At 47.6% G+C, this 26,974-nt stretch carries 26 protein-coding genes; 8 read left to right on the forward strand and 18 right to left on the reverse strand.

Going from position 1 to position 26,974, the window contains the following annotated elements; all coding sequences use genetic code 11:
- Window positions 1-5: 5 nt before the first annotated feature.
- The gene (locus tag H9Q79_RS05795; RefSeq protein WP_249329388.1) at window positions 6-845 is read right to left on the reverse strand and encodes a sugar phosphate isomerase/epimerase family protein; all 840 of its coding nucleotides are present in this window, start codon (window positions 843-845) and stop codon (window positions 6-8) included.
- 159 nt (window positions 846-1,004) lie between these two features.
- Here H9Q79_RS05795 and H9Q79_RS05800 point away from each other — a divergent pair, with 159 nt between their 5' ends.
- Complete coding sequence (locus H9Q79_RS05800) at window positions 1,005-1,892, forward strand: AraC family transcriptional regulator (protein ID WP_118643919.1); 888 nt, start codon at window positions 1,005-1,007, stop codon at window positions 1,890-1,892.
- A 14-nt stretch (window positions 1,893-1,906) separates the two neighbouring features.
- Window positions 1,907-2,767: a sugar phosphate isomerase/epimerase family protein gene (locus H9Q79_RS05805; protein WP_249329389.1), complete on the forward strand. Its 861-nt coding sequence runs from the start codon at window positions 1,907-1,909 to the stop codon at window positions 2,765-2,767.
- Here H9Q79_RS05805 and H9Q79_RS05810 read toward each other — a convergent pair.
- The 4 genes from H9Q79_RS05810 to H9Q79_RS05825 form a co-directional block, all read right to left on the reverse strand.
- Window positions 2,754-3,956, reverse strand: a complete 1,203-nt coding sequence (locus H9Q79_RS05810; protein WP_249329390.1) for an ROK family transcriptional regulator — start codon at window positions 3,954-3,956, stop codon at window positions 2,754-2,756. The two genes, H9Q79_RS05805 and H9Q79_RS05810, sit on opposite strands and share 14 nt — an antisense overlap.
- Window positions 3,957-4,057: 101 nt before the next feature.
- Complete coding sequence (locus tag H9Q79_RS05815) at window positions 4,058-5,101, reverse strand: Gfo/Idh/MocA family protein (protein WP_118643911.1); 1,044 nt, start codon at window positions 5,099-5,101, stop codon at window positions 4,058-4,060.
- A gap of 33 nt (window positions 5,102-5,134) precedes the next feature.
- Complete coding sequence (locus H9Q79_RS05820; RefSeq protein WP_249329391.1) at window positions 5,135-6,406, reverse strand: DegT/DnrJ/EryC1/StrS family aminotransferase; 1,272 nt, start codon at window positions 6,404-6,406, stop codon at window positions 5,135-5,137.
- 230 nt (window positions 6,407-6,636) lie between these two features.
- Window positions 6,637-7,821 (reverse strand): ROK family transcriptional regulator, encoded by a 1,185-nt coding sequence (locus H9Q79_RS05825; RefSeq protein WP_147371425.1) that lies wholly within the window; start codon window positions 7,819-7,821, stop codon window positions 6,637-6,639.
- Window positions 7,822-8,205: 384 nt separating this feature from the next.
- Here H9Q79_RS05825 and H9Q79_RS05830 point away from each other — a divergent pair, with 384 nt between their 5' ends.
- The 3 genes from H9Q79_RS05830 to H9Q79_RS05840 all read left to right on the forward strand — a co-directional run bounded on the left by H9Q79_RS05830 (window position 8,206) and on the right by H9Q79_RS05840 (window position 9,630).
- A complete protein-coding gene (locus tag H9Q79_RS05830) occupies window positions 8,206-9,045 on the forward strand; it encodes a carbon-nitrogen hydrolase family protein (RefSeq protein WP_118643907.1) in 840 nt (279 codons plus the stop codon).
- A 77-nt stretch (window positions 9,046-9,122) separates the two neighbouring features.
- The gene (locus tag H9Q79_RS05835; RefSeq protein ID WP_249329392.1) at window positions 9,123-9,236 is read left to right on the forward strand and encodes a helix-turn-helix domain-containing protein; all 114 of its coding nucleotides are present in this window, start codon (window positions 9,123-9,125) and stop codon (window positions 9,234-9,236) included.
- 106 nt (window positions 9,237-9,342) lie between these two features.
- Window positions 9,343-9,630, forward strand: coding sequence for a hypothetical protein (locus H9Q79_RS05840; protein ID WP_249329393.1), 288 nt, complete (start codon window positions 9,343-9,345; stop codon window positions 9,628-9,630).
- Window positions 9,631-9,638: 8 nt separating this feature from the next.
- On the opposite strand, the gene H9Q79_RS05845 is transcribed toward H9Q79_RS05840, so the two are convergent.
- The 12 genes from H9Q79_RS05845 to H9Q79_RS05900 form a co-directional block, all read right to left on the reverse strand.
- Window positions 9,639-10,472 carry a DUF368 domain-containing protein gene (locus H9Q79_RS05845; protein WP_249329394.1) on the reverse strand — a complete coding sequence of 278 codons (834 nt, stop codon included), beginning with the start codon at window positions 10,470-10,472 and terminating at the stop codon, window positions 9,639-9,641.
- Window positions 10,473-10,485: 13 nt separating this feature from the next.
- Window positions 10,486-11,169 carry a potassium channel family protein gene (locus H9Q79_RS05850; RefSeq protein WP_249329395.1) on the reverse strand — a complete coding sequence of 228 codons (684 nt, stop codon included), beginning with the start codon at window positions 11,167-11,169 and terminating at the stop codon, window positions 10,486-10,488.
- A 15-nt stretch (window positions 11,170-11,184) separates the two neighbouring features.
- Window positions 11,185-12,480, reverse strand: a complete 1,296-nt coding sequence (locus H9Q79_RS05855; protein WP_249329396.1) for a TrkH family potassium uptake protein — start codon at window positions 12,478-12,480, stop codon at window positions 11,185-11,187.
- Between the two features lie 12 nt (window positions 12,481-12,492).
- A complete protein-coding gene (locus H9Q79_RS05860; RefSeq protein ID WP_118643895.1) occupies window positions 12,493-13,200 on the reverse strand; it encodes a response regulator transcription factor in 708 nt (235 codons plus the stop codon).
- Window positions 13,187-14,248 carry a sensor histidine kinase gene (locus H9Q79_RS05865; RefSeq protein ID WP_118643893.1) on the reverse strand — a complete coding sequence of 354 codons (1,062 nt, stop codon included), beginning with the start codon at window positions 14,246-14,248 and terminating at the stop codon, window positions 13,187-13,189. Before H9Q79_RS05865 ends, H9Q79_RS05860 begins: the two co-directional genes overlap by 14 nt.
- A gap of 119 nt (window positions 14,249-14,367) precedes the next feature.
- The gene (locus H9Q79_RS05870) at window positions 14,368-15,984 is read right to left on the reverse strand and encodes a mannitol dehydrogenase family protein (RefSeq protein WP_118643891.1); all 1,617 of its coding nucleotides are present in this window, start codon (window positions 15,982-15,984) and stop codon (window positions 14,368-14,370) included.
- Complete coding sequence (gene uxuA, locus H9Q79_RS05875; protein ID WP_118643889.1) at window positions 15,953-17,035, reverse strand: mannonate dehydratase; 1,083 nt, start codon at window positions 17,033-17,035, stop codon at window positions 15,953-15,955. The genes H9Q79_RS05870 and uxuA overlap by 32 nt, the downstream gene beginning before the upstream one ends.
- Window positions 17,036-17,079: 44 nt before the next feature.
- On the reverse strand, window positions 17,080-18,585 hold the full coding sequence (locus tag H9Q79_RS05880) for a sugar ABC transporter ATP-binding protein (RefSeq protein ID WP_249329397.1): 1,506 nt from the start codon (window positions 18,583-18,585) through the stop codon (window positions 17,080-17,082).
- A 27-nt stretch (window positions 18,586-18,612) separates the two neighbouring features.
- Window positions 18,613-19,572 carry an ABC transporter permease gene (locus H9Q79_RS05885; protein WP_249329398.1) on the reverse strand — a complete coding sequence of 320 codons (960 nt, stop codon included), beginning with the start codon at window positions 19,570-19,572 and terminating at the stop codon, window positions 18,613-18,615.
- Between the two features lie 68 nt (window positions 19,573-19,640).
- Window positions 19,641-20,666, reverse strand: coding sequence for a sugar ABC transporter substrate-binding protein (locus H9Q79_RS05890; protein WP_118643887.1), 1,026 nt, complete (start codon window positions 20,664-20,666; stop codon window positions 19,641-19,643).
- A gap of 38 nt (window positions 20,667-20,704) precedes the next feature.
- A complete protein-coding gene (locus H9Q79_RS05895; RefSeq protein WP_118643885.1) occupies window positions 20,705-21,865 on the reverse strand; it encodes a M24 family metallopeptidase in 1,161 nt (386 codons plus the stop codon).
- Window positions 21,866-21,877: 12 nt separating this feature from the next.
- Complete coding sequence (locus H9Q79_RS05900) at window positions 21,878-23,206, reverse strand: aspartate aminotransferase family protein (protein WP_249329399.1); 1,329 nt, start codon at window positions 23,204-23,206, stop codon at window positions 21,878-21,880.
- 277 nt (window positions 23,207-23,483) lie between these two features.
- Between H9Q79_RS05900 and H9Q79_RS05905 the strand changes: the two genes are divergently transcribed.
- Entirely contained in the window at window positions 23,484-24,122 is a 639-nt protein-coding gene (locus H9Q79_RS05905; RefSeq protein ID WP_249329400.1) for a GntR family transcriptional regulator, read from the forward strand.
- A gap of 122 nt (window positions 24,123-24,244) precedes the next feature.
- On the opposite strand, the gene H9Q79_RS05910 is transcribed toward H9Q79_RS05905, so the two are convergent.
- Window positions 24,245-25,156 carry an NAD(P)-dependent oxidoreductase gene (locus H9Q79_RS05910; RefSeq protein WP_330596938.1) on the reverse strand — a complete coding sequence of 304 codons (912 nt, stop codon included), beginning with the start codon at window positions 25,154-25,156 and terminating at the stop codon, window positions 24,245-24,247.
- Window positions 25,157-25,225: 69 nt separating this feature from the next.
- Between H9Q79_RS05910 and H9Q79_RS05915 the strand changes: the two genes are divergently transcribed.
- Together H9Q79_RS05915 and H9Q79_RS05920 are read left to right on the forward strand one after the other, a co-directional pair.
- On the forward strand, window positions 25,226-26,377 hold the full coding sequence (locus tag H9Q79_RS05915) for a glycosyl hydrolase family 18 protein (protein ID WP_249329402.1): 1,152 nt from the start codon (window positions 25,226-25,228) through the stop codon (window positions 26,375-26,377).
- Window positions 26,378-26,462: 85 nt separating this feature from the next.
- A complete protein-coding gene (locus H9Q79_RS05920) occupies window positions 26,463-26,957 on the forward strand; it encodes an HD domain-containing protein (RefSeq protein ID WP_249329403.1) in 495 nt (164 codons plus the stop codon).
- The last annotated feature ends 17 nt before the right edge of the window (window positions 26,958-26,974 follow it).

Genomic DNA, 26,974 nt, shown 5'->3' on the forward strand with positions numbered 1-26,974 from the left:
CTCAGTTACTCCTTTCCAAAGATCCTGTCCATGGACAGTGACGTATTAAAGATTATCTGATCGCTGTACTGGGCGTAGGCCGGTATCATCTCAGCGGAGCACCAGCCGTCATAGCCTGCGGCCTCAAAAGCTTCCATGACCCCCTTCCAGTCTACGTCTCCGGCCAGCAGGTCAACGAACCCATGCAGCCCTCCGGCAGCCCTCCTGTAATCCTTAAAATGAACCCGTTTGATCCGGCTGCCTAAAATCTCTATCCACTGTTCCGGATATCCGCAGTACAACACGTTTCCCACATCAAGATAAGCACCCACAAAAGGACTGCCGATCTCATCTATAAAATTTCTCATCTCCAGCGGTGACAGAAGAAACTTATTCCAAACATTCTCTATCCCCACCTGGATCTCATATTCTCCCGCCGTCTCTCTGATCTTCAAAAAAGCCTCCAGCGCCCGGTCATAAGCGGCATCATAACTGACGGCCGGGCGTTCCGGCAGGAAATCCACGCCCACAGCGCCGGGAACAATCAACACCGCGCCCGCGCCCAATTCCTTCGCCATCCGGATCTGAATTCTTGCCAGTTCCAGTGCCTTCCTGCGCTCTTCTGCATCATCGGAAGTGAACGGGTAATCCCAATACATACCGCTGGCCAGGCTGTGAATTTCAATTCCGGCTTCTTCCGCGGCCTTTCGGATATCCTTTAGTTCTGCGGACGATGTCTGCGGTGTCAGTTCCCCGCTCCCGTCCATGGCAAGCTCAATCCCCTGGAAGCCTGCCCTGGCGGCCGTTTCCATCGCTTCTCTCAGCGTTTTCCCCTGAAAAGACCAGATATTAATAGCTTTTTTCATACAATTCCCACCTTTCCCACACAATTAAAAAAATGATTGACAGCAAACAAGCTTAAGCGTATACTTTTTACAATCTTAATTTTACACTTTTATTTGCATTTTTCCTTATCAAATGCGCTGTCCTTTTTATACAATCAGCTCATCATTCAGGAGGCTGCCATGGAGAACAGAACCTACGTGCCCACCTTACTGGAAACTGTGCTGTCAGTTCCCGCTATCATCAATATCTCTTACTACAAATTCCCCAAAAACTATATATTTCCGGGAGAACAGCATGATTTCTGGGAATTCGTCTATGTAGACCGGGGAGAAATACTGGTGACAGCCGGCAAGCTGGAATACGTGCTGAAGGCAGGAGAGATGGCTTTCCATTCCTGCAATGAATTCCACAGCCAGCGCTCTTTAAAGGGGTCAACCGCTGACATCATTGTTGTATCCTTCATCTGCACCAGCCCTTTTATGGATGATTTTAAAGAAAAGATACTTTTCCTGAACCAGGCTGAAAAACAATGCCTGCACAACGTGGTAAGGGAATCTGAGATCTCCTACGAAGCTTTTGAAAAAGCGCCTCCCCTGATCCACATGCAGAAAAAAGCCTCAGCTCCCTTCGGCAGTGACCAGCTTCTGAAGATGGGGCTGGAACAGCTTCTGATACTGATCTACCGGCGAGGTGAAAGCATCGGCGTTCAGGAACGGCAATACCGCCCTTCCGAGCTTTCCAGCCGGACGCTCACGGTAGAAAGGGTGAAGAGCTACATCGAATCCCATTACCGGGAACGGCTGACACTCACAGCGCTGGCTGACTGCGGAAATATCAGCATTTCCCACTTGAAAAGGATTTTTAAAGAGGAGACCGGGGACTCTGTGATTTCTTACCTGGCCAGAACCCGGATCAGTGAAGCCAAGCGGCTGATTCACGAAGGCAGCTATTCCTTCACGCAGATTGCGGAGCTTACAGGCTTCGACAATATTTATTATTTTTCCAGGAGATTTAAAGAGCTGACCGGCATGACTCCTTCGGAATATGCTTTGTCGGTCAGAGAATGAAAGGATGGTTCGATATGAATAAGATTGGAGTTATGCTGGAAGCGTTCCACACGGATATCCCCACAGCCATATCCCTGGCCCGGAAGGCTGGGGCAGAAGGCGTGCAGTTCTATGCAGGCACCGGGCCTCTGGACTGTGACCGCTGTACAGCCGAAGACCGCAGGGCATTTTACCGTACACTCCTCCGCAATGAACTGGAGATCAGCGCCCTGTGCGCCGATCTGGGCGGCCACGGCTTCACCCGCCCTGCCGGCAATCTTGAACGCCTGGAAAAGACCGGACGCATGCTGGCCTGGGCCAATGAGTTAGGCTGCCATACCGCCACCACCCACCTGGGAGTGATTCCTGACGGGGACGGCCCTGTGCGCAGGACGCTGAAGGAGGCATGTCTCCGGCTGAATGAGCTGGGAGAACGGTATGACGTGCATCTGGCCATCGAGACCGGACCGGAGCCCATCGCCGTCCTCTCCGGTTTTCTTGAGGAAACAGGCTGCCCTTTCATCGGCATTAATTACGATCCGGCCAACCTGGTCATGGTGACCGGAGATGATCCGGTGGCCGGCGTGGCCGCAGCAGGCTCCCGCATCGTCCACACCCATGTGAAGGACGGAAAAATGCTCAAAAAAACCGATCCGGAAATCATCTACCGCTTTCTGGCTGAAGGCGGAATTGAAGATTTCCGGCTCGGTGATTATTTTCAGGAAACGCCTTTGATGGAGGGGCAGGTGGATCTTCCCGCCTGGTACCGCGCCTTAAAAGCCGCCGGCTACACCGGCTATCTCACGATAGAACGTGAAACAGCAGCCGATCCCGGGGACAGTTACCGGGAGATCCTTCGCTGCATCGAGGTCATCCGTTCCTTCAGTGGCTGCTGAACACCAGATCCATCGCAGTCCTCACCGCGGCCTGGCGGATTGTCTCATAGCCGCTGTGGGACTGCTCGATGACCACTTCTCCGCTCTTCACAAAGCGAAACTGTTCGGCAAGAGTCTTTCTCACTTCATCCAGAAAATGCTCCCCCAATGCCATAATCCTCCCCCCGATATGAATGGCCCGGACGTCAAACAGATTCGCAATGCTGAACAGGCCGCAGCAGAGGTTGAAAATATATTCACCCATCACTTTCCGGACGCCTGGATCTCCCGCCTGGTAAAGGCCTGCAGCCTTAGCCAGAGATTCCGCATTGACCTCAGACCCCCAGACGTCTTCATAGGGAAGCTCCACTCCCGCCTGCTCATTCAGATCCCTCAACAGGGCGTTAACCGAACAATACGCTTCCAGGCAGCCCTGATTGGAGCATTTACATTTTCTTCCGTTCCGCTCTATCACAATGTGGCCTGCCTCCAGGGCGTTGCATATTTTAATATCATCGTATTCGTCCTTTAAAATCACGCCTGCGCTGATCCCTTCATCAATATTGATAGCCAGCATATTCGTCCCCGGAACATAGCCCTCAGAAAAGCTTTCCGCCAGAGTCATCATCCGGGTATCATTATCCATGATCACCCGTACCTTGGGGAATCCTTTTCTGATTTTATCCGGCAGATCCCGTTCCAGCAGCTCTGTGGGAATTACGCTGGAAAACAGAATGTGCCCTGTTTCCGCTTCAAAGATTCCCGGGAAAATAATGGAAATAGCCACAAGCCTGCTCAGGGCCACACGCTGTTCGTGCAGCAGCACCCGTATCTCTTCTATGATATCCCGGCTCATCTGGCCGGACTGTTTCATCCGGACAGAACGAAGCTTCCGAAGGCAAAAATCATAAAGGGAACAGATACAGCCATTGCTGACAATCTCTACCGTCACGATGCAGCCGCCTTTTCCGTTTATCTCCAGCATGATCGGTTTTCTGCCCCTGGAACCAGAGCTGCCGGCCCCTGTTTCTACAACCCATTTTTTCTCAAGCAGCTCTTCTACCAGCATGGAGACCGTAGTCGGCGAGAGCCTGGTCCGGCACGCCAGCTCCGCTCTTGAAATCGGCGCTTCTCTCCGTATCATATTCAGCAGAAGCATACTGTTGTGCTCTTTCATCTTCTGTTGTGACTGCGTGTCTTCTCTGGGCATGTCAGCACCCCCTTATATTTTCCGTCCCCCTGGATACAACATATCCGGACAGCCCCGAAGAGGACTGCCCGGATACGTATTTTACAGGATTTTCTAAATCTTTACAAGTCTATTGTGCGTTTCTCGTCATTGGACTGATAGGCAGCCTCAATCACTTTCTGTACATACACAGCGTCAGATGCCGGAACCTCCAGCGGTTTCCCGTTCAGGATTGAATCAGAAAAGCTTTCAATCTCACGGGTGTAAGCATTGCCAAAGGTCACCTCCAACTCTTCTCCCCTGGTATCCTTCGTATCCTGTGTCGCATCATAGCCGCCCACATCACCCAGGAACAGCGCGTCTACCGTACCGCCGTCCACCTGGCCGATGATGGAGTCGCCCATCATACGTCCTCTGGTTCCAAAGAATTCCAGACGCCATTTTGCCGCGTCATCCGGGATGTTGAAATTGGACTGAACCACACACTGGGCCCCGTTCTCCAGGCGCATCAGCACGATAGAGGAATCCTCCACCTCGTACTGGAAGGTCAGCGTGTCATGCATGGCAGTGACCTGCTTAACCTTGCTTCCTGTAATGTACTGCACCAGATCGATACAGTGAACGCCCATATCCATCAAAGCGCCGCCGCCGCCCTGCTTCTTCTGCTGCCGCCAGTTACCGGGCATATCCGGATACCAGCAGGTGAACTGAGAATAGGAGGAAACCACATCACCGATTTTGCCTGCCTGGATGTCCTTCTTCATTTCCTGGACATAGGCACCAAAACGCATCATGAAGCCGGCGGCGATCTTAACGCCTTTACTCTCGCAGTATGCAACAACCTTTTCGCCTTCTGCGCTGGTCATGGCCAGCGGTTTTTCGATCAGGATATGCTTGCCCGCATCGGCCGCTGCCATCGCCTGCTGTGCGTGAAGCACAACCGGAGACGCGATGTATACCGCATCAACCTCCGGGTCCTTCAGCAGCGCCTCCGCTGAATCATATGCTCTCTTGGCATTATATTTGGCGCGGAGCTTTTCTGCGAACTCCATATTAATTTCCATAACCGCTACAAGTTCAGCGTTATACGCCTCCATCATGCCAGGTATAGTCCTGCGGTCGGCAATGCCTCCCGCGCCGATTACGCCCCAACGTAACTTTTCCATCGCGTTACTCCTTTCCAGACCTCTGCCTGAGGATTATTTCAGATGTTTGTCATGAATAGATACGAATGCATCGATCACTCTCTGAATGTGTGATTCTTCCCAGGTAGGATGCAGAAACAGGTTCACTGTGCGCGCACGCAGGGATTTTGCCACTTCGCATACGCAATTGTCATAGGACAGGCCTTCTCTCGCATATTCTTTGGAGTGGAACGGGAACTTAGCAGTACCAAATCCGTTCATCTCACGGTAAGCCTTCTCCTCATACGCCTCTGGCCACTGGATTCCATAGCAGGGAATCTTCAGGGCAATCAGCTCTTTTACGAATTCAGGCGCAGTAATATCCAGAGCGTCCAAATTCAGAGTTACAGGATACCACCAGTATGCGTTCTCCCGCTCAGCGGTGTTAACCGGAAGCTTAGCAACGCCCTTCAGGCCGCCCAGAGCTTTGTCATACATAGCCGCATATTTTTTCCTGCGCGCCATGTTCCAGTCGTCAAAACGGGCCAGCTCATTCAGGCCGATCTGGCTCTGAATCTCCGTCATACGATAGTTAAATCCAACTCTCGTATGGATATAGGGAAGTTTCTCCTCCAGCGCCAGCATGTTCATACGTGTTCTCACGTCATAGCCGTGATCACGGAAAGACCGTGCTTCCCAGCCCACGTCTTCGTTGTTGGTCAGAACCATTCCGCCTTCGCCGCCGGTGGTGAAATGTTTGGACTGGCAGAAACTGAAGCAGCCTACATCACCGATGGTACCGCACATTTTGCCATTATATTTTCCGCCAATACACTGAGCGGAATCCTCAATTACATACAGGTTATGCTTTTTAGCCACTTCCAGGATTCTCTTCATATCACATACAACGCCGTACAGATGAACACATACGACACCCTTTGTACGCGGTGTGATCTTTCTCTCCATATCCTCAGGATCGATCGTGTGATCTTCCGTCACATCACAGAATACCGGAATCGCGCCGGCCTGAACGATCGCAAAGGAAGAAGCGATAAAGGAATAAGAAGGAACAAGCACTTCATCCCCAGGCCCGATTCCCAGGCTGGAAATACCGATGTGAAGCGCTGCCGTACCGTTGGTACAGGAAATTGCCATCTTGGCGCCTGCCCAGGCTGCGAATTTCTCTTCAAATTCCATACCCTTTTTGCCGGTCCAGTAGCTCACCAGTCCACTGTCCAGAATATCCACAATGTCTTTTCTGCTCTGCGGGTCAAACTGCGGCCACATCGGGAAACCTAATTCTTCCACGCCTGCACCGTTCATTGCCATTTCTTTTTCCTCACCCATAATGCCACCTCTTTCATTAATTATATGATTGCTTGAATCATTCTCTTGTTTACAGTCTCATCATAACCGATAGGAATTAATTTGTCCACTGAATTAATTAATATTTTTATTATTTTTATTTTCGGTCAAAGATCTCCGTAATCACTGGAAAAATCCCGGATTTTCAAAAGCTGTACTTATGAAAATCCGGGATCTCTCCCAGTTGATTATAATGGCCCCGGCTGATTCGGTTACTGGTTCTGAAGCTCGTTCAGATTCTCCAGAAGCTTTCCTTCAAAAAGGACATTCAGCACGCAGCAGATACTGCCGTACAAGGACGCCTCGTCTGAAAAAGAGGACTTAATCACCCGCACCTCTCCTCTTTTAAATACCTTCTTAGAATTAACGTTTTCCTCCAGGTACCGTATGTACCTGTCCGGGATCAGATACCCGCCGTGCCCCAGTATGATTGCCTGACAGTTCAGCATGTTCACAACAGATACCAGCGCATAGGACAGTTTATCCATTACACTCTTAAAGACCTGATCCACCTCCTGCTGATTCCCGATGCTGCAGAACTGCTGGAAGGTATACCGCTGTCCCACCGCCTCCTGAAGCTTCTCTTCAATCCGCGGAATGCTGGCATACATCTCCAGGCATCCCCTGTTGCCGCAGGCACAGGGTTTGCCATTGTAGTCAATGCTGATATGCCCGATCTCACCGGCCAGCCCGTTGTTCAGCTGATAGATTTCGTCATTGGTGACAATGCCGCCGCCGATACCGTTCGTCAGGCCCACATATACGAAATCGTGATACATCTGACCATGCCCGTACAGCTTTTCTGCCAGCGCAGAAGCATTCATGTCATTATTGACATAGACCGGAAGGTGGAATTTTTCTTCTATAAAATCCCGCAGAGGCATGTCATGGATATCCCAAAAATCAATAACCTTCATCAAAAGTCCCTGCTCCACGTCCCATTGCCCGATGGAGGATATGCCGATACCCAGAATATTCTCCTCGTGCTGCAGGATTTTCCGGATCAGCAGAGAGACTTTATCCAACAGAGATTCGTTATTTTCATTCTCTAATTTCTCCTCATAGCGCTCCACGATGTTCAGCTGCATATCAGAAAGCACGGCTGTGCAGGAATCTCTGGTGATCTGGACCCCAATCACCTTCGGAGCCTTGGTCGAGATCTCCAGAATGATCGGATTCCGGCCCACATTGTCATTCATCTTCTCAATGCCTTCCGTGATCACACCGGACCGGATCAGCTCCGTGACAATATTCGTGATCGTCATCTTGGCCAAATTCGTCATCTCTGTGAGCTGTACGCGTGTAATCCCCTTGTTAGTACAGATCAGCTTTAAAATCAGCCCCCTGTTATGAAATTTGGATAGCTGCTGATTCTCACCCCTGCTTATGACCGCCAAATGCCCACCCCGCTCTCTTCCCAAACTGTACCGGAACTTCTGCGTTACATGAATGCCATCGTTCCGTCAATTTAAAGGATCTTTTGTATGCATTCCTGTTTGATAATCATTGTATCAAATGTTTGATACAAAATCCAGACTTATGATAAAATTTAATGGGTTTTATGCGGCTATCCGCTGATGTTCAGCTCTGGGCTGAAGCTGTATAAAGTATTTGTAAATCGCCAAAATATCCATTATAATTCAGGACAAGAAACACCTGCAGAAAGGCTTCCTCTGGCCGTACTTTGCAGAAAAGCATATGCTGTTCCCCGCCCTGCAGACAGCGTGAGTTGCAGCATATTCTGAAGTATGCATACCAATATGATTTGTGGAGGAATATACATGAATTTTAGAGTGGCAGTTTTACAGACTCCTTCTCCTGACAGAAATCCCAGTGAGAATACCAAAACGATTATTTCCAGATTGGAAGAAGCGGCCCGGTTAGAAGCAGATATTTTGCTGATACCTGAATGTTTTATAACGGGCTATGCGCTGCCGATCGAATATGACAAAGCTTTGAGTGACAACGACGTATGTATCACTGATCTCTGTTATGCAGCAAGAAAACTGAAAGTGGGGGTAGTCGCAACAACATTTACCAAAGGTAAGAAAAAGCCCCAAAACTCAGCCTATGTGATAGATAAAAACGGTAGAATTCTAATGAAATATTCTAAAGTACATACTTGTGATTTCGCTGATGAGATTTGCCTGGAAAGCGGCAAAGATTTTACCGTTTGTGATTTTCATGGAGTAAAGCTGGGCGTGATGATCTGTTATGACAGAGAATATCCAGAAAGCGCGAGAATCCTGATGCTAAAAGGTGCAGAAATTATCCTGGTCCCCAACGACTGCGAATCGATGAAGCCACGTGTTCAGGCTCTGTCAACAAGAGCTTATGAAAATATGACTGGTATTGCGATGGCTAATCCAAATCGGAAAAATGCCGGATGTTCCTGTGCGTTTAGCCCCATATGCTGGAATGACGACGGCGAATGCATTGACAATACAATTCTTCTGGCCGACGAAATGACTGAAGGCCTGTTCATCGCCGATTTTGATATGAATGCCATCCGCCGGTATAGGGAAAGTGAAATGATGGGAAACACTTTTAGAAAAACAGAGGCTTATCGTAAACTGTTGGACCCCGCGATAAATAAGCCGTTTATGCGTAAAGGACAATAATACCGGCATTTCTCGCTTTGTGTCGTGTTCCTTTCCGGTTATACCGTTTATTCTAAGCTTGAAAGGAGGAGCTGACAATGGATCAGAAAAAGATTGGGATGTTTTTAAAAGAGTTTCGAAAACAGAAGGGCATAACCCAGGAAGGTCTGGCAGAAGCGCTGAGCGTTTCCAACAGATCGGTGTCTAGATAGGAAACGGGATCAAACATGCCAGATTTAGCCGTTCTTATTGAGCTGGCTGACTATTATGAGGTTGAAATCGGGGAGATTCTCGATGGGGAAAGGAAGAGCAAAAAAAATGAAAAAAGAATTAGAAGAAACTGTACTTAAGGTTGCAGATTACAGCAATGAGGAAAAGGCGCGCAAAACGAGAAGAATGCACGCATTATTCCTGGCAGACGTTGCAGCATTTATCCTTTATATGCTGCTTGACTTAACCGGGCTTGCCGACAGCGGCTGTACAGAAGCAATAGCCAGCTTTGCGCTCGGTCTGGATTTTGGCCTGATGATCGTAGGCGTTATCTACACCAGCCTGTCCATCTCTAAAATCAGGGCTTTTAAAATGAGATTGCTGCAAAAGCGCTAAAAGTATCGCTACTCCGCGCTTTTCAGCTTCCCACACACCGTACTGAGAAAATACGACGCGATACTTCCCCCGACGATGCAGGCGATATACAGAAGCACTTCTCTTCCATCCTCCGGGAAGGAGGGCACGATCATGACAGTGGTGGCCACAACAATTCCCAGGATACAGTGTGAAATCACGGAATTATACTTCTGGAAAGCTGCGTTTACGGCTTTTGAAAGGATCAGAAGGCAGAGAAAGGCTCCTGCCGCCAGTGGAAAGATGACGCCTGGGGACAGTCTCGCTATTCCATCCAGCATGGGTTGATACAGTCCGAAAAATAAAAGAAGAGTCGATGAGGAAAGCCCAGGCACCACAAAGCTCAGCCCCCACAGGATACCGCAGAGAAAAAATCCCCAGATATTCGCCTGAATCACAAATGCGGCGCTGCCTTTCAGCAGAATCAGCAGGCCCAGCATAGCGCCAAATCCTCCCAGCATGGCCACGATTGACGGGTATTTCCGCCCCTCTTTTCCCGCATCTTTCCATAGCTCAGGCAGTGTGCCGAGTATAAAACCAACAAATGCACAGGTGACCGCCTGACTGTTCCTGGCCATCAGCCAGGCAGCCAGTCCTGACAGGCCGATAAAGCCGGCGCCCCCTCCGATCACAAAAACACAGATCATTTTCCAGTGCTTTCTGAGGTTCTCTTTCGGGTCCGACAGAATTCCGATCAGCGGCTGATACATTCCAAACGCCACACAGAGGGCGCCGCCGCTGATTCCGGGCATAATTGCCCCGAAACCAACGACTGCCCCCTCCAAAAACCAGATGATGGCACGCAGCATAAAATTTCTGTTCAATCAAACACCTCCGTCAACAGTTTTTCTCCGCCCATTCAGACAGACGGAACAATCCTTCACGGCTCCCGGCTATGATCAGGATATCATTTTTACAGAACAAATACTCCGGTTTTATGTTCTCCATGATTATATTATTATTTTCTATCGCAATAATATTCAGACCAAAACGCGGCCGGAACTCAATGTCTTTCACCATTTTACCGATAAATTGCTCGGGAACCAGCATTTTCGTGATATTTATCTGTTCGCTGAGCTCTATAAAATCCAACATCCGTGAGGTTTCCAAGCGGCTTGCCAGGCGGATGGCCATATCCCGCTCCGGATAGACCACCTCAGCTCCCAGCTTCTCCAGAATCTCCCCGTGCTCCGGGCTGGTCGCCTTGGAAATGACTGTCGGGATTCCCATCCCAACCAGATACAGCGTCGTGAGGATCGATGTATCCATATGCTCACCAATACAGACCACTGCAACGTCACAATTCTGGATTCCCGTTTCCATCAGGGCTTTCTTATCAAGTGTTTTCAGGACAATCGCATTTTCTGTGATTTCCCGGATCTCTCCCACTTTCTCCTCATCCCGGTCGATCACCAGAAGTTCTGCGCCGGATCGGGCCAGTTCCATAGCCAGCGCGTAACCGAAACGCCCCAGGCCGACAATGCCATAAGCCATTCTATCATTTTTCCTCTTTGTATACATGCCAGTCCTCCCAGATTAACCAATTGAAATGTTCCCTTCCGGATAGCTGATCCGCTCTTTCCGGTTAAAATACCACAGCGAGGCCACCGTCAAAGGCCCGATTCTCCCTATGTACATGATCAGTATGGATAGCAGCTTACTGCCTGTTCCCAGCCCGGGCGTGATACCGGTAGACAATCCGACTGTGCCGAATGCACTGGTCACTTCAAACAGGGCGTCTCTCAGAGACACGGCCGGTTCCATGACAGTCATGAAATACGTGCCCGTCATCACCACTGAAACCGCAAGCAGCGTGATCACCGCCGCTTTTTTGAACGCCGCCCTCGGGACGGAATAGTGGAACGCCTTCTCTGTCTTGTTCGTTGCAGCCGATTTGATCCCCTGCAGCAGCACAAAAAACGTGCTCGTCTTTATTCCCCCTCCGGTAGATCCGGGCGACGCTCCTATGAACATCAGAACAATCAGGACCAGAAGCCCCGGCGTGGTGAATTTGCCCAGGGGATAAGTGGAAAAGCCTGCCGTTCTCGCGGAAACACTCTGGAAGAAGGCTCCGAGCCAGGTAACGTCTTCCGTCAGCTTCAGTAGCAGAGTGCCCGCCGCGATCAGGGCTCCGCTGACCGCCAGCACAACCTTTGTATGCATGGACAGCCGCCGCCACCGGAACCTTTCTTTCAGCAGCTCCCGGATGACCAGAAACCCGATGCCTCCGGTTATAATCAGCCCGCAGGTCACCAGATTGAGCATCACGCTGCTCTGATAGGGTATCAGGTTTTGAAAATCTCCCAGGATATCGAATCCGGAATTGTTAAAAGCGGCCACGGAATGGAACAGGCTGATTCCCGCAGCTTTCAGAGGCGGGTAATCCCCGGCAAATACTGTAAAACTGAGAACGGCCCCCGCGAGCTCAATGACCAGAGTTGTGATGAATATATCTTTCACAAAACTGACCAGCCCTCGTCCGGAATTCAGATTCATCGCCTCCCGGATGATGTTCCTCCCCTTCAGGTTGACTTTCCTGCCCATAGCGAGCATAATTCCCGCTCCCATGGCAGTGACGCCCAGCCCTCCGATCTGGATCAGCAGCGCTAGAAAAAACTGTCCCAGCGGCGTAAAAGTAGTTCCCGCGTCGATGGCGATCAGGCCTGTCACACAGACGGCGCTGGTGGACGTATAGAGCGCATCCACATACCGGACGGTCACACCGTCCTGTATGCTGCAGGGCAGCATCAGAAGCAGCGAACCCACTAATATGACCATCGCAAAGCCCAGTGCAATGATCCTTCCCGGCGACTGTCTCTTTATAAAGCTCATTCCTGAATTACCTCACTCATTCCCGTCATACATCCGGTAACCCACACCCAGCTCATTGATGATGTATTGATTGGCGCCGGGCCTGGAACCAAATTTTTTTCTGATATTCGCCATGTTAACCTGAAGCTTTTTGACGCTCCCTGAATCTGATTCCCTCCAGATTTCACGTATGATCGCCGCATAGGTGAGAACCTTGCCAGGGTATTCAGAGAGTAATGCAACTATGTTATACTCAGTCTGTGTCAGTTTGATTTCCTCTCCTCCGATATATACCTTGCGCTGGTCATAATTGATTTCCATATCCCTTACTGCGAATTTTCCTCCTGGCAGGGCTCCCAGCTCTGCGCCTCTCCGGTTTCTCAGCGCCGCCCGTATTCTGGCAAGCAGCTCTGCCGTTCCAAAAGGCTTTGTGATATAATCGTTAGCTCCCAGATCCAGCGCCTCCACCTTATCCTTTTCATTGGTGCGTGCCGACAGCACGAGTATTGGAACTGCCGAACCGTCTCTCACAGCACGGATCAAATCCTGGCCGTCTCTGTCAGGCAGGCCCAGGTCGAGAATGATCAGATCAGGGCAATGTGAGGAAAATATGAGCATCCCCTGTTCACAGGTTCCGGCCGTCAATACCTGATATCCGTTCGCCTCCAGGATTGTTCTTATAAAGCTCCGGATATTCGTTTCATCCTCAACCACCAAAATCTTATATTTATTGCTGCTCATGTTCCTTCCCCTCCATTTCGAGCCAGAAACGGAAAACAGCCCCTTCCGGTTTTCTGTTCTCTGCGCGGATCTCACCCCCGTGCGCCCTGATGATTGCCGCACACACCGACAGCCCGATGCCCATACTCCTTTTCTTCCCGTCGGCCGGCACATCTTCTTTTTCAAGATAGCCTGTAAAAAGGCCGCATAATTTCTCTCCCGGTATTCCGCAGCCGTCATCTGCAATCTCAAAAACGGCTCTGCCTCCTTCTGTATGAACGTTCAGGGAAAGCTCTTTCATCCCTTCCGCATGACGGACCGCGTTTTCCAGAAGATTCATCAGCACCTGTTCGATCAGCATAGCATCCATGGGAATGCTTATAAATTCATCCGGTATGGTCACGCAGACCTGCTGGCCCGGATACCTCTTGTGGAATTTCAGCAGGACGGAGTCGATCAGCTCTTCCAGGACTGTCGGAGTTTTAATCACATTCACCCTTTCCCCGTCAATCCGGGTCACAGAAAGCAGATTTTCCACCATCCGGATCAGCCATTCCGAATCTTCTCTGATTTCGCCCAGCAGTTTCAGATGCTGTTCCGGTGTGAGCCTCTCGTAATTCTCCATGATCGCGGAACAAGAACCATATATGGTCGTCAGCGGCGTCCTCAGATCGTGAGAGACCGCCCGCAGCAGATTGGCGCGCATCTTTTCCTTATCACTCTCCGCCTTTATCTTCTCCTGCCGCTTGATTTTTGTGGTGAGCATACTGGTCATGACTGTGACTGCGAGCATGATAACTGCAGAAAACAGATTTTCCGGCATTGAGAAATTAAATCTGAAATATGGAAAAGTAAATGCAAAGTTAACAGCCAGCACGCTGACCAGCGAGGACAGAATCCCCGCTATATATCCCTGTGTCACAAGGGAAATGCAGAAGACTGCCAGGACGAATACCGCCGGGATCAGGGACTGTGTGCGGAACAGATTCTGGATCGCCAGGCTCAGGGCGAACGATACTGTCAGTATTACCGCCGATATCAGGCTGTTGATTAAAATCCTGTTTTTCATTTTACTGCGCTCCTAAAAATTCTCTTGTTATTATATCACTTACACAGCTAAGAAATGGTTAAGATTTTTAATTATTTAAAAACTGACAGGCAAGGATTCATTTCCGCCTGTCAATTTTATTAATAATCAGTATATTTTATCAAAGTTTTTCTTACCGCTCCGATGCCCGCTGTCAGTTCCGCAAAATAGCTCTCCACCTTTTCACCCAGTCCTGCCTCATATAAATCCACTCCGAAAATAGAACAATCTGACAACAGCTGCTCTAGCTCTGTATGAAACTTTCTACGATCTCCTAAATGTATGGTTTCCAGATATTTTTGAGAACTTTTCAGCATTGGATCAGGGCTCGGCGTGAACCTATTACCTTCATCATCCACCGCAAGAAGATAACGGCACCAGCCGGCCAGAACCAACGGAATCAGTTTCAATTGCTTAATATCCAGCACATCACTTGCCATATATGCTTTAATCGTTTCCCCAAATCGGACCCCCAGTTTCTGAGATGTATCTGTAGCAATCCTTTGGGGCGTATCAGGCATAAATGGATTCGGAATTCTTTTAACCAGCACTTCCTTAATAAAATCTTCCGGCCGTATGATTTCTGGATCCACGACTACTGGAAGCCCCTCTTGATATCCTATGCCCTCTACCAATTTTTTTAGCTGAGGATCTTTCATCTCATCCGCAATCAGCGTATATCCCAGCAAGCAACCGTACACTGCCAGTGCCGTATGCAATGGATTCAGACAAGTACATACTTTCATCTTCTCAACTTTATCAACAGTTTCCCGATTAGTAAAAATAACACCTGCCTGATCCAATGGCGGCCTTCCATTTGGGAAAGAATCCTCTATCACAAGATACTGGGGCTCTTCCGCATTCACAAAAGGTGCCACATAGGTATTCTTGCCTGTGATAATTCCTTCTACATCCTCGAAGCCTGCGGACTTCAGCATCTGTTTGACACTGTCATCCGGCCTGGGCGTAATCTTATCTATCATACTCCACGGAAAAGATACGCCAGATGGATTTTCGATATAAGCGGCAAAATTTTCATCCACTAATTTTCTTTCCGTCCAAACGCTTACATAATCATGTATCGCTTGATATAAACGTGTGCCATTATGCGAGCAATTATCCATACTTACCAGGGCAACGGGCAGTTTCCCTGCCTGATAACGGCAGTATAGAAGAGCTGTGAGCTTCCCTATATAGCTTTTCGCCTTCTCCGGTCCCGCAGAAAGATCGTCAGCAACCTGCGGATAATAAACACCATTTGCATCCCAAAGGTTATACCCCTTTTCCGTAATAGTAAAACTTACCATCTGAAGGGAAGGCGCAGCAAATATTTCCTTCAGCCGTCTCCAGGAAACTTCGTTTGCAGAATCCATCGTAACAGATTCTGCTATACTCCCAATTACTGTTTTTTCAATACCGCCGTCAGCTTTTAATGTTACTAACAGGCTGAGATTATCTTTGGGCTGATACATTTTCTCAATAATCTCATAATCAAATCCTTCAGCTACAATAATACCTGTGTCTGTTATCCCTGCGTTCAGCAATTCCTGCTGCAGGCTGCAGGGAAAAGCACGAAAAATATTTCCCGCGCCCAGATGCAGCCATTTAGGGTTTTCCCTGGTTTTAGCAATCATAGCATTACGTTCATAACAGGGAAGTATAAAGCCTGCATTTTCCCAAATTTTTTTATTCCCGATTGCTTCTTGCGATAATTTCATATTTCCCCCATTGATCCATTTTTTCTAACGTTTCCCAAATTCCATTAATATATGCGGCCCCCAAAGCTCTGTCATACAAACCATATCCCGGCCTGCCTTCTTCACCCCAAATCATCCTCCCATGATCCGGACGTATATAACCGTCAAAACCATTTTTATACAGCACCTGCAGGATCGCTGTCATATCAAGACTGCCGCAGGCAGAAAAATGTCCTGCCTCTTCAAACCCATGATCCAGCCTTTTTACATTTCTCATATGCATGAAATGAATCCTTCCCATGGCAGAATATTTGTCCACCAGATACACAACATCGTTAGCAGGCGAAGCTCCCATGGAGCCGGTGCAGAAGGTCAGGCCATTTGCAGGACTATCCACCAGGGCGAGCATCCGGTCCAGACTTTTTTCATCCCGGATAATTCGCGGAAGTCCGAAAATCGGCCACGGCGGATCATCCTGGTGTATGGCCATTTTTATTCCTGCTTCCTCAGCAACAGGAATGACAGCTTTTAAGAAATACTCCAGATTCTTCCACAAATCCTCTTCCGTTAATTGCTTGTATTCATCAAAAACCTTTTTCAGGGAATCTTTCGTATAACTGGCATCCCAGCCCGGCAATGCTAATTCACCCGTCATCGGATCCATTTTCTTCAGCTGCTCTTCATAATAGACCAAAGCCGTCGAACCATCTGGCATCATCTTATCGAGCTGTGTCCGGGTCCAATCAAAAACCGGCATAAAATTATAACAGATGCATTTAATCCCCGCTTCCCCTAATCTTCGGATATTTTCCTGATAATTAGCAATATATTGCTCTCTGTCTGATTTTCCTAATTTAATATCTTCATGAACGGGAACACTTTCAATTACTTCAAAAGCAAGTCCTGCTGCTTCTACCCGCTTTTTCAAATTCCAAATGCTTTCTCTGCTCCATACCTGACCGGCAGGCACATCATAAACAGCCGTTACAACGCTATACATATTGGGAATCTGTTTGATATACCTCAGGGGTATGGCATCATCCGGTCCATACCATCGAAATGACATTTTCATATATTATCTCCTCTGTCATGGCTAAAAGCCGTTTTTTTCTTAAATTAATCAACCATATCTTTTAAAAGTAAAGCCTTGGTCACCTGCTGCGTATGATTATCAATTTCTTTCACACACTGTCCCTGCTTTACAATATATATTCTGTCACAAAGAGCAATTATCTCTTCCAGTTCATCTGAAATATATAAAATTGCCGTGTTATTATCACGAGCCAGTTCAGTCACCAGACGATAAATTTCCCCCTTTGCCCCAACATCGATACCACGGGTAGGCTGATCCAGTATCAGAAGCTTCGGCTCATTTAGAAGGCATTTGCCAATGGCTACTTTCTGCTGATTGCCACCCGAAAGTTTATCAATGCCCTGTTCGACCCCTTCGCATTTGATAGACATATGTTGAAACATTTGCTGGGCTTTCCCGTTCAGACTCTTGTAATCCAGTCCCACTCCTCTTTTTAATTTATTTAAATAGGATAACCACATATTTGCGCCAACATTTAATTTTAATACCAATCCCTCCTGCTTCCGGTCTTCCGGCACCATACTGATTCCATGCCTGACAGCCTGAGTGGGGCTCTTAATGACAACCTTCTCTCCATCCAGATAGATCTCTCCCGCTGCCATTTTCTCTGCACCAAATATCATCTTTGCAATTTCACTCCGCCCTGCCCCTACCACACCGGCAAATCCTACAATTTCCCCTTTCCTGATCTGAAAGCTTACATTCTTTATACAATCTCTCAGGGTAGTCAGCCCTCTGCATTCCAACAGCATTTCATGATCATTCTTAGGTTCTCCAATATTTTTCTGAACTACGGATTCCCGGCCAATCATCCACTGAATCAGCTGCTGCGTAGAACATTCGGACGTAACTGCGGTTGTAACCTTCTCGCCATTACGAAGAACAGTCAACCGGTCTGACACTTCAAAAATTTCCTCCAGGAAATGGGAAATGTAGATAATACTTATACCTTTTCTTTTCAGACTCTTGATGACCTTAAACAGTTGTTTTGTTTCATTGTGTGACAGGGAAGACGTGGGTTCATCCATTACAATCACCCTGGAATTACAGGAAACAGTCCTGGCAATCAGAATAAGCTGCTGCTTTGCCGGCGGGAGTTTCTCTACAAGATCTTCTGCCCTCAGATCAAACTCCAGTTCATCCAGCAGTGTCTGAGCCTCTCTGCGCATGCCGGCACGGTCTAAAATCCTATGGGCTCTGTCTTTATACAGCTCTCTCCCCAAATAGATATTCTCTGATACATCCCGGCACCCCACTAAATCCAGTTCCTGATGAATCATGGTGATCCCGCAGCTATACGCGTCACGCGGAGAATGTATACGCACCTTTTTCCCATCATAATAGATTTCACCTTCCGTCAATGTATAAATACCATTCAGAATTTTCATAAGCGTGGATTTTCCGGCACCATTAGCGCCCAGAAGTGCATGCACTTCTCCTGTTTTCAGTTCAAAATCCACCTGATTCAGCACACGAACTCCTGAAAATTCCTTAATAATGCCTCTCATTTCCAGAATATTTTCACTCATAGCTGTATCTCCTTAAATTTTATGGCATTATTCACGGCGCCTTGCTGTAATACTATCAATAGCCACAGCTCCGATAAGAATTATGCCGGTGATCGCATCCTGCCAGAAGCTGGATACACCTGCCAGCTGCAATATATTCAAAATAATGCCCATGATAAAAGTACCTATTATACAGCCTGAAATAGAACCCTTACCGCCATCCAGAGAAGTTCCGCCAACGATGCAGGCTGACATAACTTTTAGTTCATACCCATCCATACCGTCTGCCGTGCACATAAGGATACGCAAAGTGTAGATTAAACCACCGATAGCAGCAAACAGACCGCTGAGTACTAAAGCAGAAATTTTAATATTATCCGTATTAACACCTGACAGCCAGGCTGCTTTTCTGTTTCCTCCTGTCGCATATACATACTGTCCAAATCTGGTTTTTTTCAAAACAAAAGCCATGATAACAGCCAGAATAATCCAGATCAGGGCAGGGACTGGGAAGATTCCTCCTATTTTGCCCATGCCGATAAAGTTATAATCAGCCGGTATTCCGGTAATAGGTTTTGCACCGGTTATAATATAGACTAAGCCACGGACAGATGTCTGCGTACCAAGAGTTGTCACAAACGCATTAACTCCCACTTTAGTGACCAACAGTCCATTGATAAGCCCTACTGCAATCCCTACACATAATCCTGTAAATATGCCGGCAGCCAAACCGAATTCAATAAACATATATGTAGATACGACTGCCGTCAGCGCACCCGTCGATGAAACTGACATATCAAAGGAACCTGTTATCAGTGCGAATACCATGCCCAGCGCCATGACGCCAATGATAGAATTCTGCGCGAGAAGGTTCATAACATTGCTCATTGAGATAAATACCGGATTGATAAAAATACAAATGATAATCATGATTACCAGCACAATGAGCATTGTGAATTCTTTTGAAGTAGTTTTCTTACTTTTTGATTTTAAAAATCCTGTTTTCATATGCACCTCATCTTTTCTTTCGGCCTGGACACAGTATTCTGCCCCACTACCTCTTTATTTCTGATTTTTTACCATGCCACCTCATAATCATCTGCATTTTCTTTGGTCACTACACTTAGCTCAATACTGCTCAGCGCTCCGAATTCTGCATCCGCATTGCTAAAATATTCATTTGCAACTTCTGCTGCCAGCACACCCTGTAATCTAGGATCCTGGTTGATGGTGCCATATACTGTTCCAGCCTCAATCGCTTCTTTTACATATGAAGGATAATCAAACGCGATAATTTTACCCAACAGTTCTGTTCTTCCTGCAGCTTCACAGGCGGCAACCGCGCCTACGGCATCATCCGGCCCCTGGCAAACAATCGCATCTATTTCTCCTGCCGGAAATTTCTGAAGCATATTCTCTACTACCTGAATAGCTGTCTCCTTATTCCATTCGGTGGTCTGCTCAAATACTACTTCAATCTCCGGCTTATCCTCCAGATATTTATAAAAGCCTTCACTTTCCTGAATCTGAGGGCCGGCCCCAAGTGTACCAATCAGGTAAGCCACTTTTCCTTCCCCACCTAAAAGCTTCTCTACCATCTGTGCAGACATGCGTCCCGCTTCCACACAATCCATATTTACCTCAGTCAGCACCTCAGCTCCCTCTCCCAAAGTACGATTCACCGTAATCACTGGAATTCCAGCCTCATTGCACTCCTTTACAGCCGCGACCAGGGCATCTGTCTGGGTAGGCGCCACGATAACCATATCTTTTTTCTGGGTAATAAAATTTTCAATAATCTGGGTTTGGGTCGCCGGATCATCTTTACCATCCTGCTGGTCCACCTTATAATTTCCATAAGCGTCCAGCGCCTCCGTAGCGGCATTCATCCACGCTACCTGCATAGGCGTCTCAAAATTTGCACAACAGATTCCTATCTCATATACTTCTTTATCATCAGTTGATGAAGCTGCAGAAGCTGTTTTAGACTCATCCGATGATTCCGCTGAAACCTTGGAACTATCTGCGGCGCTGTCAGAACATCCCGCCATAATTCCTGCTAACATTGCTGCGGTCAAAACCATACTTAATTTTTTTCTCATACAAATTCCCCCTTAACATGATATTTTTATTTGATTGCTTACCATCCAAAAACTTTTCCGCCTTCTTTTGTTACCAGCACATTCAATTCTTTTCGGAGTCCTCCGATGCCCGGCACATATAAGCCTGGTTCAATAGCAATAACCATGTTCTCTTTTAAAATGGTTTCTGAATTAGGATTTAACTCCGGTATGGATTCATGATAGGAAAATCCCACGCCATGGCCGGCTGGATGTACATAATATTTTCCATATCCCGCGTCTTCCATCACCTTACGGGTCGCAAGATCGATATCTCTGGCTGCCGCTCCAATATGTACGGCTTCAACTCCCGCCTGAAAAGCTTTTTCAATTAATTCCATCATCTCTTTTGAGCGGCCCTGAGCTCCTCCCACCACTGCGGAACGAGTGATATCCGCCCAGTAGCCGTCAACACAGGCACCAATCTCAAAAAGGCAGCAGTCCCCTTTTTCCAAAACTCTTGCGTCACTGATCACTCCGTCACAGGCAGCAATCTCACTTTTGGGGCCGGTGCTTAACTGAGCCCACGCTCTGGCAACTCTTGCACCTTTATAATCTCTGGCGTTAACCTGAATGTGTTTCTCGATTTCATTCACGATATCCACTTCCCGAATCCCCGGCAGATCTACCAGGTCTGCAAAGCGGTCCATGGCCATAGCCACCAGATCATTTACAATCTTCAGCTTTTCAATGTCACTTTCGTTTTTCACAGCCATCACTTCTGTAATTAAATCTTTAACAGATACGAAATGGTCACTCCCAAACCCTTCAGCCACCAGCTTCTTCACTTTGCTTCCCACAAGCGACACCTTTCCTGAACAATGGCATGGGGCTATCACATCATAGTCCAGTTCAAGTCCGATTACAGATTCATTTGTAATTCCATATTGTCTTGACAGTTCTGCAAAAATCTTTTGAATCTGGATACTTGTATCTTCTGCATTCATATCAATGTCATCATATACATAAACATTATGCAGTTTTGCTTCCTTAGTATCGATCTCTTCCGCAATTGGAACAATAACGCTGGGATCGCCTTCAGCCGGAATGGTCATATATGAATACCCGTTCCTCGACCAGTACTGTGTAAATAATGTGAGATTCTGTGGCAGCCTTAAAACAGATACGGCTATCCCCTGTTCTCTCATCGCCCTTTGATATTCAGGAATATGCTGATACATAATTTTCCTCCTTTAGAATTCTTCCTTCATTTCTTTAAATATCTTGTCAAATTTATTCAGGGTGATCTCTATATCTTCCATAGTGTGCTGAACGCTGAACCCATAATGTGCCGGCGCCGCCTGTCCGCAGTCATGCATATAGAGACCATCACGCAGTGATTTAATCAAGAAGCTCTTAGTCATATCACATCTATAGCTATCTCCTGCTTTTCTCCAGTTATAATCATCTTCTGGGTTTTCTACTCCAAAATAAATGCCAAATCTTGCACCAATACCACGCACATGGCCTGGAATTCCATGTTTTTTCATCAGCGCATTCATGCCGCCGTACAGCGTATCCGCAAGAGCATCAATGTGATCATAAAAATCTGGCTCCATAGCCATCTTCATACATTCGATAGACGTCAGCACCGGCATTAAAGCTCCCGTATAAGTACCGCTCATGATCGTCCTGCCAAGCGGATTCAGCACTTCCATTACTTCTTTTTTCCCACAAAGAGCCGCAATCGGGAAGCCTCCTCCGATCGCTTTCGCGAAGGTTGCAAGATCTGGAGTCACTCCGTAATAAGCCTGGGCAGAACCTGGCCTCATGCGCAAACCGGTGATCACCTCATCAAAAATCAGGACAATTCCTTCTCTGCTGCAGATCTCACGTACTTTTTCAAGAAAAGCTTTCTGTGCCGGATAGCAGCCGCAATTGAAGCTGACAGGTTCAAGCAAAACGCCGGCGATCTGTCCTTTGTGTGCCTCTACGCAACGTTCAAAGGATTCCAAATCATTATACTCTACGTTCCTGATCACTTCTGAAAAGCATTGGGGTGTCCCGGCTGTATCAGAAATATTCTCCACTTCGCCAATATCATTCTTTTTTCCCCGGGCCCCATTATGATTATACCATACCAACTCATTCATGCCATGGAAATGTCCCTCGAAACGGATAACGATGTCTTTTCCGGTATACGCACGGGCCACGCGAACCGCCGCCATAGTTACCTCTGTCCCGGAATTTGAAAAGCGAACTCTTTCCGCACAGGGAAAAAATTCATGAAACAGTTTTGCCAGCTCCTTATGATATTCAGTTTCAAAATTCATGAAAAATCCCATATCCATAGCTTTCTCAGCAGCTTCTCTTAGTCTTGGATGGTTATGTCCGAAAAATGCCGCGCCCGATCCGGTATGATAGTCGATATACGCTTTTCCGTCCGCATCAATGATCCGGCTGCCGCTGGCAGACTTCAGATATAATGGCTGCTGCAATGTGCTGTTAAATCTTCCGCCTGCAGAGGCTCCGCCTATAAAATACTGTCTGGCCTCATCGTAAATTTCCTGTAACTTGCTCATTTTGATCCTCCTGTTTTCCATTTTTTAATCATCCTGTACATCGACAGGTAAATTTATACATTGATATCTGATATCTATAATCTGATATTTCAGATATCCGTTGATTAAATAATAAATAAATATAATTCATATGTCAATGCATAACTCTACCAAATTTTAACTAAATTTTTGTGAAAATAGTACCATCTGAAATCTGAGATTTCAGATTTCCAATTTATACATTGACTTTCCTTTAGAAAAAGGCTATATTTTTATACATACAGGAGGATTTACAAACATGGATATTAATACAAACAGTCTGGCAGAACAATTTGCCAATCTGATATTAGAAATGATTATGAATAAAGAACTGACATCCGGCCAACAGATTCCCACTAAGGAAATAGCGCAAAACTATGGCGTAAGTGCAATGCCTGTACGCCAGGCACTTCGTGAACTCTGCGACAAAAAGCTGGTCGTCAATAAAGCACGGGTGGGCTATTTTGTTGCAAGCTATACGCCAGAAGAATTAATTCAAATCTCCAGCTGCAGACGTATGTTCGAGATGTATTGTCTGGATAATTTTTTTGATTCTCTGGATCTGGAAAAACTACATGAACTATATCAACGCATACAGCAGAATACCGGCGATCACTTTGATAACCTCCAATACCAAAAAGATGATGCCGCTCTTCATTCCAGTTTTGTGAAGGCCTCTAAAAATCCCTATCTTCTGGACCACTACAACCAAATCAAAGATCTGTTCTCCCTGTGCATTATCTACGACGATAACATGGAAGACAATTATTTATCAAGGGCAGAACATCTCCGCCTTTTGGAGTATATCTTTGCACGAAAAAAAAGTATAGCTCTTCTCGAATTAAAAAATCATTTAGACCGGGTAGATCGTACAATCATGATGATAGGGAAAATATAACATAAGAAAAAGTTATGTAACATCACTTTGGGGCTTGTTCAGGCATTTCTATGTTACTGCCTGAACAAGCTTCCATTTTATCATTCGATCAATAGATTGTCTTCTTGGCGTAAGCGGCTCTTTTATGACCTGTCCCTATAATACTTCAGCAGAGCCTGCGTCCCCTCTTCTCCTAACCCTTTTTCTTCCAAAACGCCACACTCCTTCAGCACCTGAGAGAGCACCTTCAGGCTCCCTCCGCAGCTCTCTGAAGCTTCCGCCCCCAGCCGCATATCCTTGATGAAATGCTTCAGCATAAAACCCGGCGTGTAATCTCCTGCCAGCCCTTTTGCTGCCACATTACTCATCTGGAAGCTGCCTGCCGCACCTGTGGATATGGCTCCCAGCACCCGTTCAGCGTCCAGACCGGACAGCTCCGCATAAGATATCGCCTCACAGGCTCCGGCAAGTGCCCCTGCAATGGCAATCTGGTTGCACAGCTTCGTCTTCTGGCCTGCTCCGGGTCCTCCCATATAAAAAATCTTTTTCCCCATCGCCTCCAATATTGGCAGAACCGCCTGAAAATCCTCTTCCCGCCCTCCGGCCAGTATCGTCAGCGTGCCTGCCTTCGCGCCGGTATCTCCGCCTGTGACAGGAGCATCCAGTGCATGGACCCCTCTCCTGCGGGCTTCCTCGAAGATCTCTTCCGCCAGGGAAGGAGATGAGGTGGTCATATCGACTACATATGTCCCCTGTCCCGCGTGTTCCAAAATCCCGTCCTCTCCCAGATATAACGCCTTCACATCCGCAGGATATCCTACGATCGTGACCACAGCCTCACACTGTTTTGCACACTCCCCGGGACTGGCGCACCAGTGAGCCCCCTGTTCCAAAAGCGGCGCCGCTTTCTCCTTAGTACGGTTATAGACATACATTTCATACCCTGCTTTCATCAAATTCCGCACCATTGCCGCTCCCATGATCCCTGTTCCGATCCAGCCTATTTTCTTCATATGACATTCATCCCCTTTCCATCTGTACTTCTCATTATACATTCTTTCTAATCTGCACTCAAGCCGGAACTATTCGCATATAATAAAAAGAAACTATGTTCCGGAGACAACATGCAGATCTATACTGTTCAGCCAGGCGACAGCCTGTATTCAATATCTGCCGCTTATCAGCTCTCTGCGGATACAATTGCTTATGTCAACCAACTAATTCCACCTTATGAACTGGCTGTCGGACAGTCCCTTCTGCTTACGGAAGAATCCCCGGCAGCTGCGCAATATTTTCTGAGGACAGCAGGATATGCTTACCCATTCATTTCGCCATGGGTTCTGGAGCAGTCCCTCCCCTATCTTCAGGAGCTTCCTGTTTTCTCCTATGGATTTACAGGCAATGGGGAACTCCTTCCGCCCGCCCTGGACGACAGTTGGATGATTACTGTGGCTGTTTCCGCCGGCGTCACTCCGATTCTAACTCTGACGCCTTTCGGGCCAGACGGAAACTTTAACAATGCACTGATCCATTCCATGGTGCAGAGCGAAACCGCAAAAAACAACCTGATCTCCCAGCTTCTGCAGATCGTACCGGAAAAGGGGTTCGGCGGCGTAAATGTGGATTTTGAATATATCCTGAAGGAGGACCGGGATGCTTTCACAGCTTTTGTCAGTGAACTGACAGCGGCCATGAACCGCCAAGGCGGCCAGGTTTCGGTGGCTCTGGCCCCCAAAGTCTCAGCCACACAGACAGGCGTCCTCTTCGACGGCAAAGACTTCCAGGCTCTCGGGGCTGCAGCCAATCACGCTCTTCTGATGACCTATGAATGGGGATACCGCTATGGCCCGCCGATGGCCGTAGCCCCTCTGGACCAGGTTCGCCGGGTGGTCACATATGCTACCGGAGTTATCCCACCTGGAAAACTGAGCCTGGGCCTGGCTAATTACGGCTATGACTGGCCCCTGCCCTACCAAAAGGGCATTACCTCCGCTGTAACGATCGGAAATGTAGAGGCTGTCCAGATCGCTGTCCAAAACGGCGTTCCCATTGAATATGATCCGGTTGCACGCTCCCCGTACTTCTACTACACGAAGGATGGGACAGAACACGTTGTCTGGTTTGAAGACGTCAGAAGCTGGAGTGAAAAACTGGCCCTCACCAGAGACTCCGGCATGGAGGGCGTTGGCATCTGGCAGATCATGCGACTCTTCAGGGCCGGGCTGATTCTGATTAACAGCAGCTATGGAGAGACGGACACGGGTACTGCCGGGTAATTATTATTTTTTTCTAAAGTCATTGACTTTTTATGTCTACCTGTCTCATACTGTAATTATCAAATATAGAAAGAAGTGATTGCCGATGGACATTACCGTTTCGGAAGATATCGACTCAGAATTTCTGGAAGTCGTACGGGATATCCTGGAAGACCGGGAGTTTAAGAAGCTGAATTGTTTTCGCCAGCACCTGAAGACAACGCGTTTCATGCACAGCCTGAACGTTTCGTATATTTCCTGGTGCCTTGCCAGAAGATTCCGCTGTGATGCCCGCGCTGCCGCCCGTGCAGGCCTGCTTCACGATTTTTTCCTGTACGATTTCAGGGATAAGCAGCCTACCAGGGAGCTGCAGGCTTTTTATCATCCCAAGGTAGCTGCCTACAACAGTACGAACCACTTTAATATTTCTGAGAAGGAGGCTAACGCGATTCTTTCGCACATGTTCCCTCTGGGTCCGCTTCCAACCAGCAAAGAGGCATGGCTGATCACCTGCGCAGATAAAATCTGTGCAACGATGGAACTTTTCCAGCTGCACATAGCCCTGGCTAAACCAGGCCGCGTGAAGATCAGCGCCGCCTGAATACAAAACTGAATATA

It is taken from the genome of Wansuia hejianensis, assembly GCF_014337215.1.
Classification (GTDB): Bacteria; Bacillota; Clostridia; order Lachnospirales; family Lachnospiraceae; genus Scatomonas; species Scatomonas hejianensis.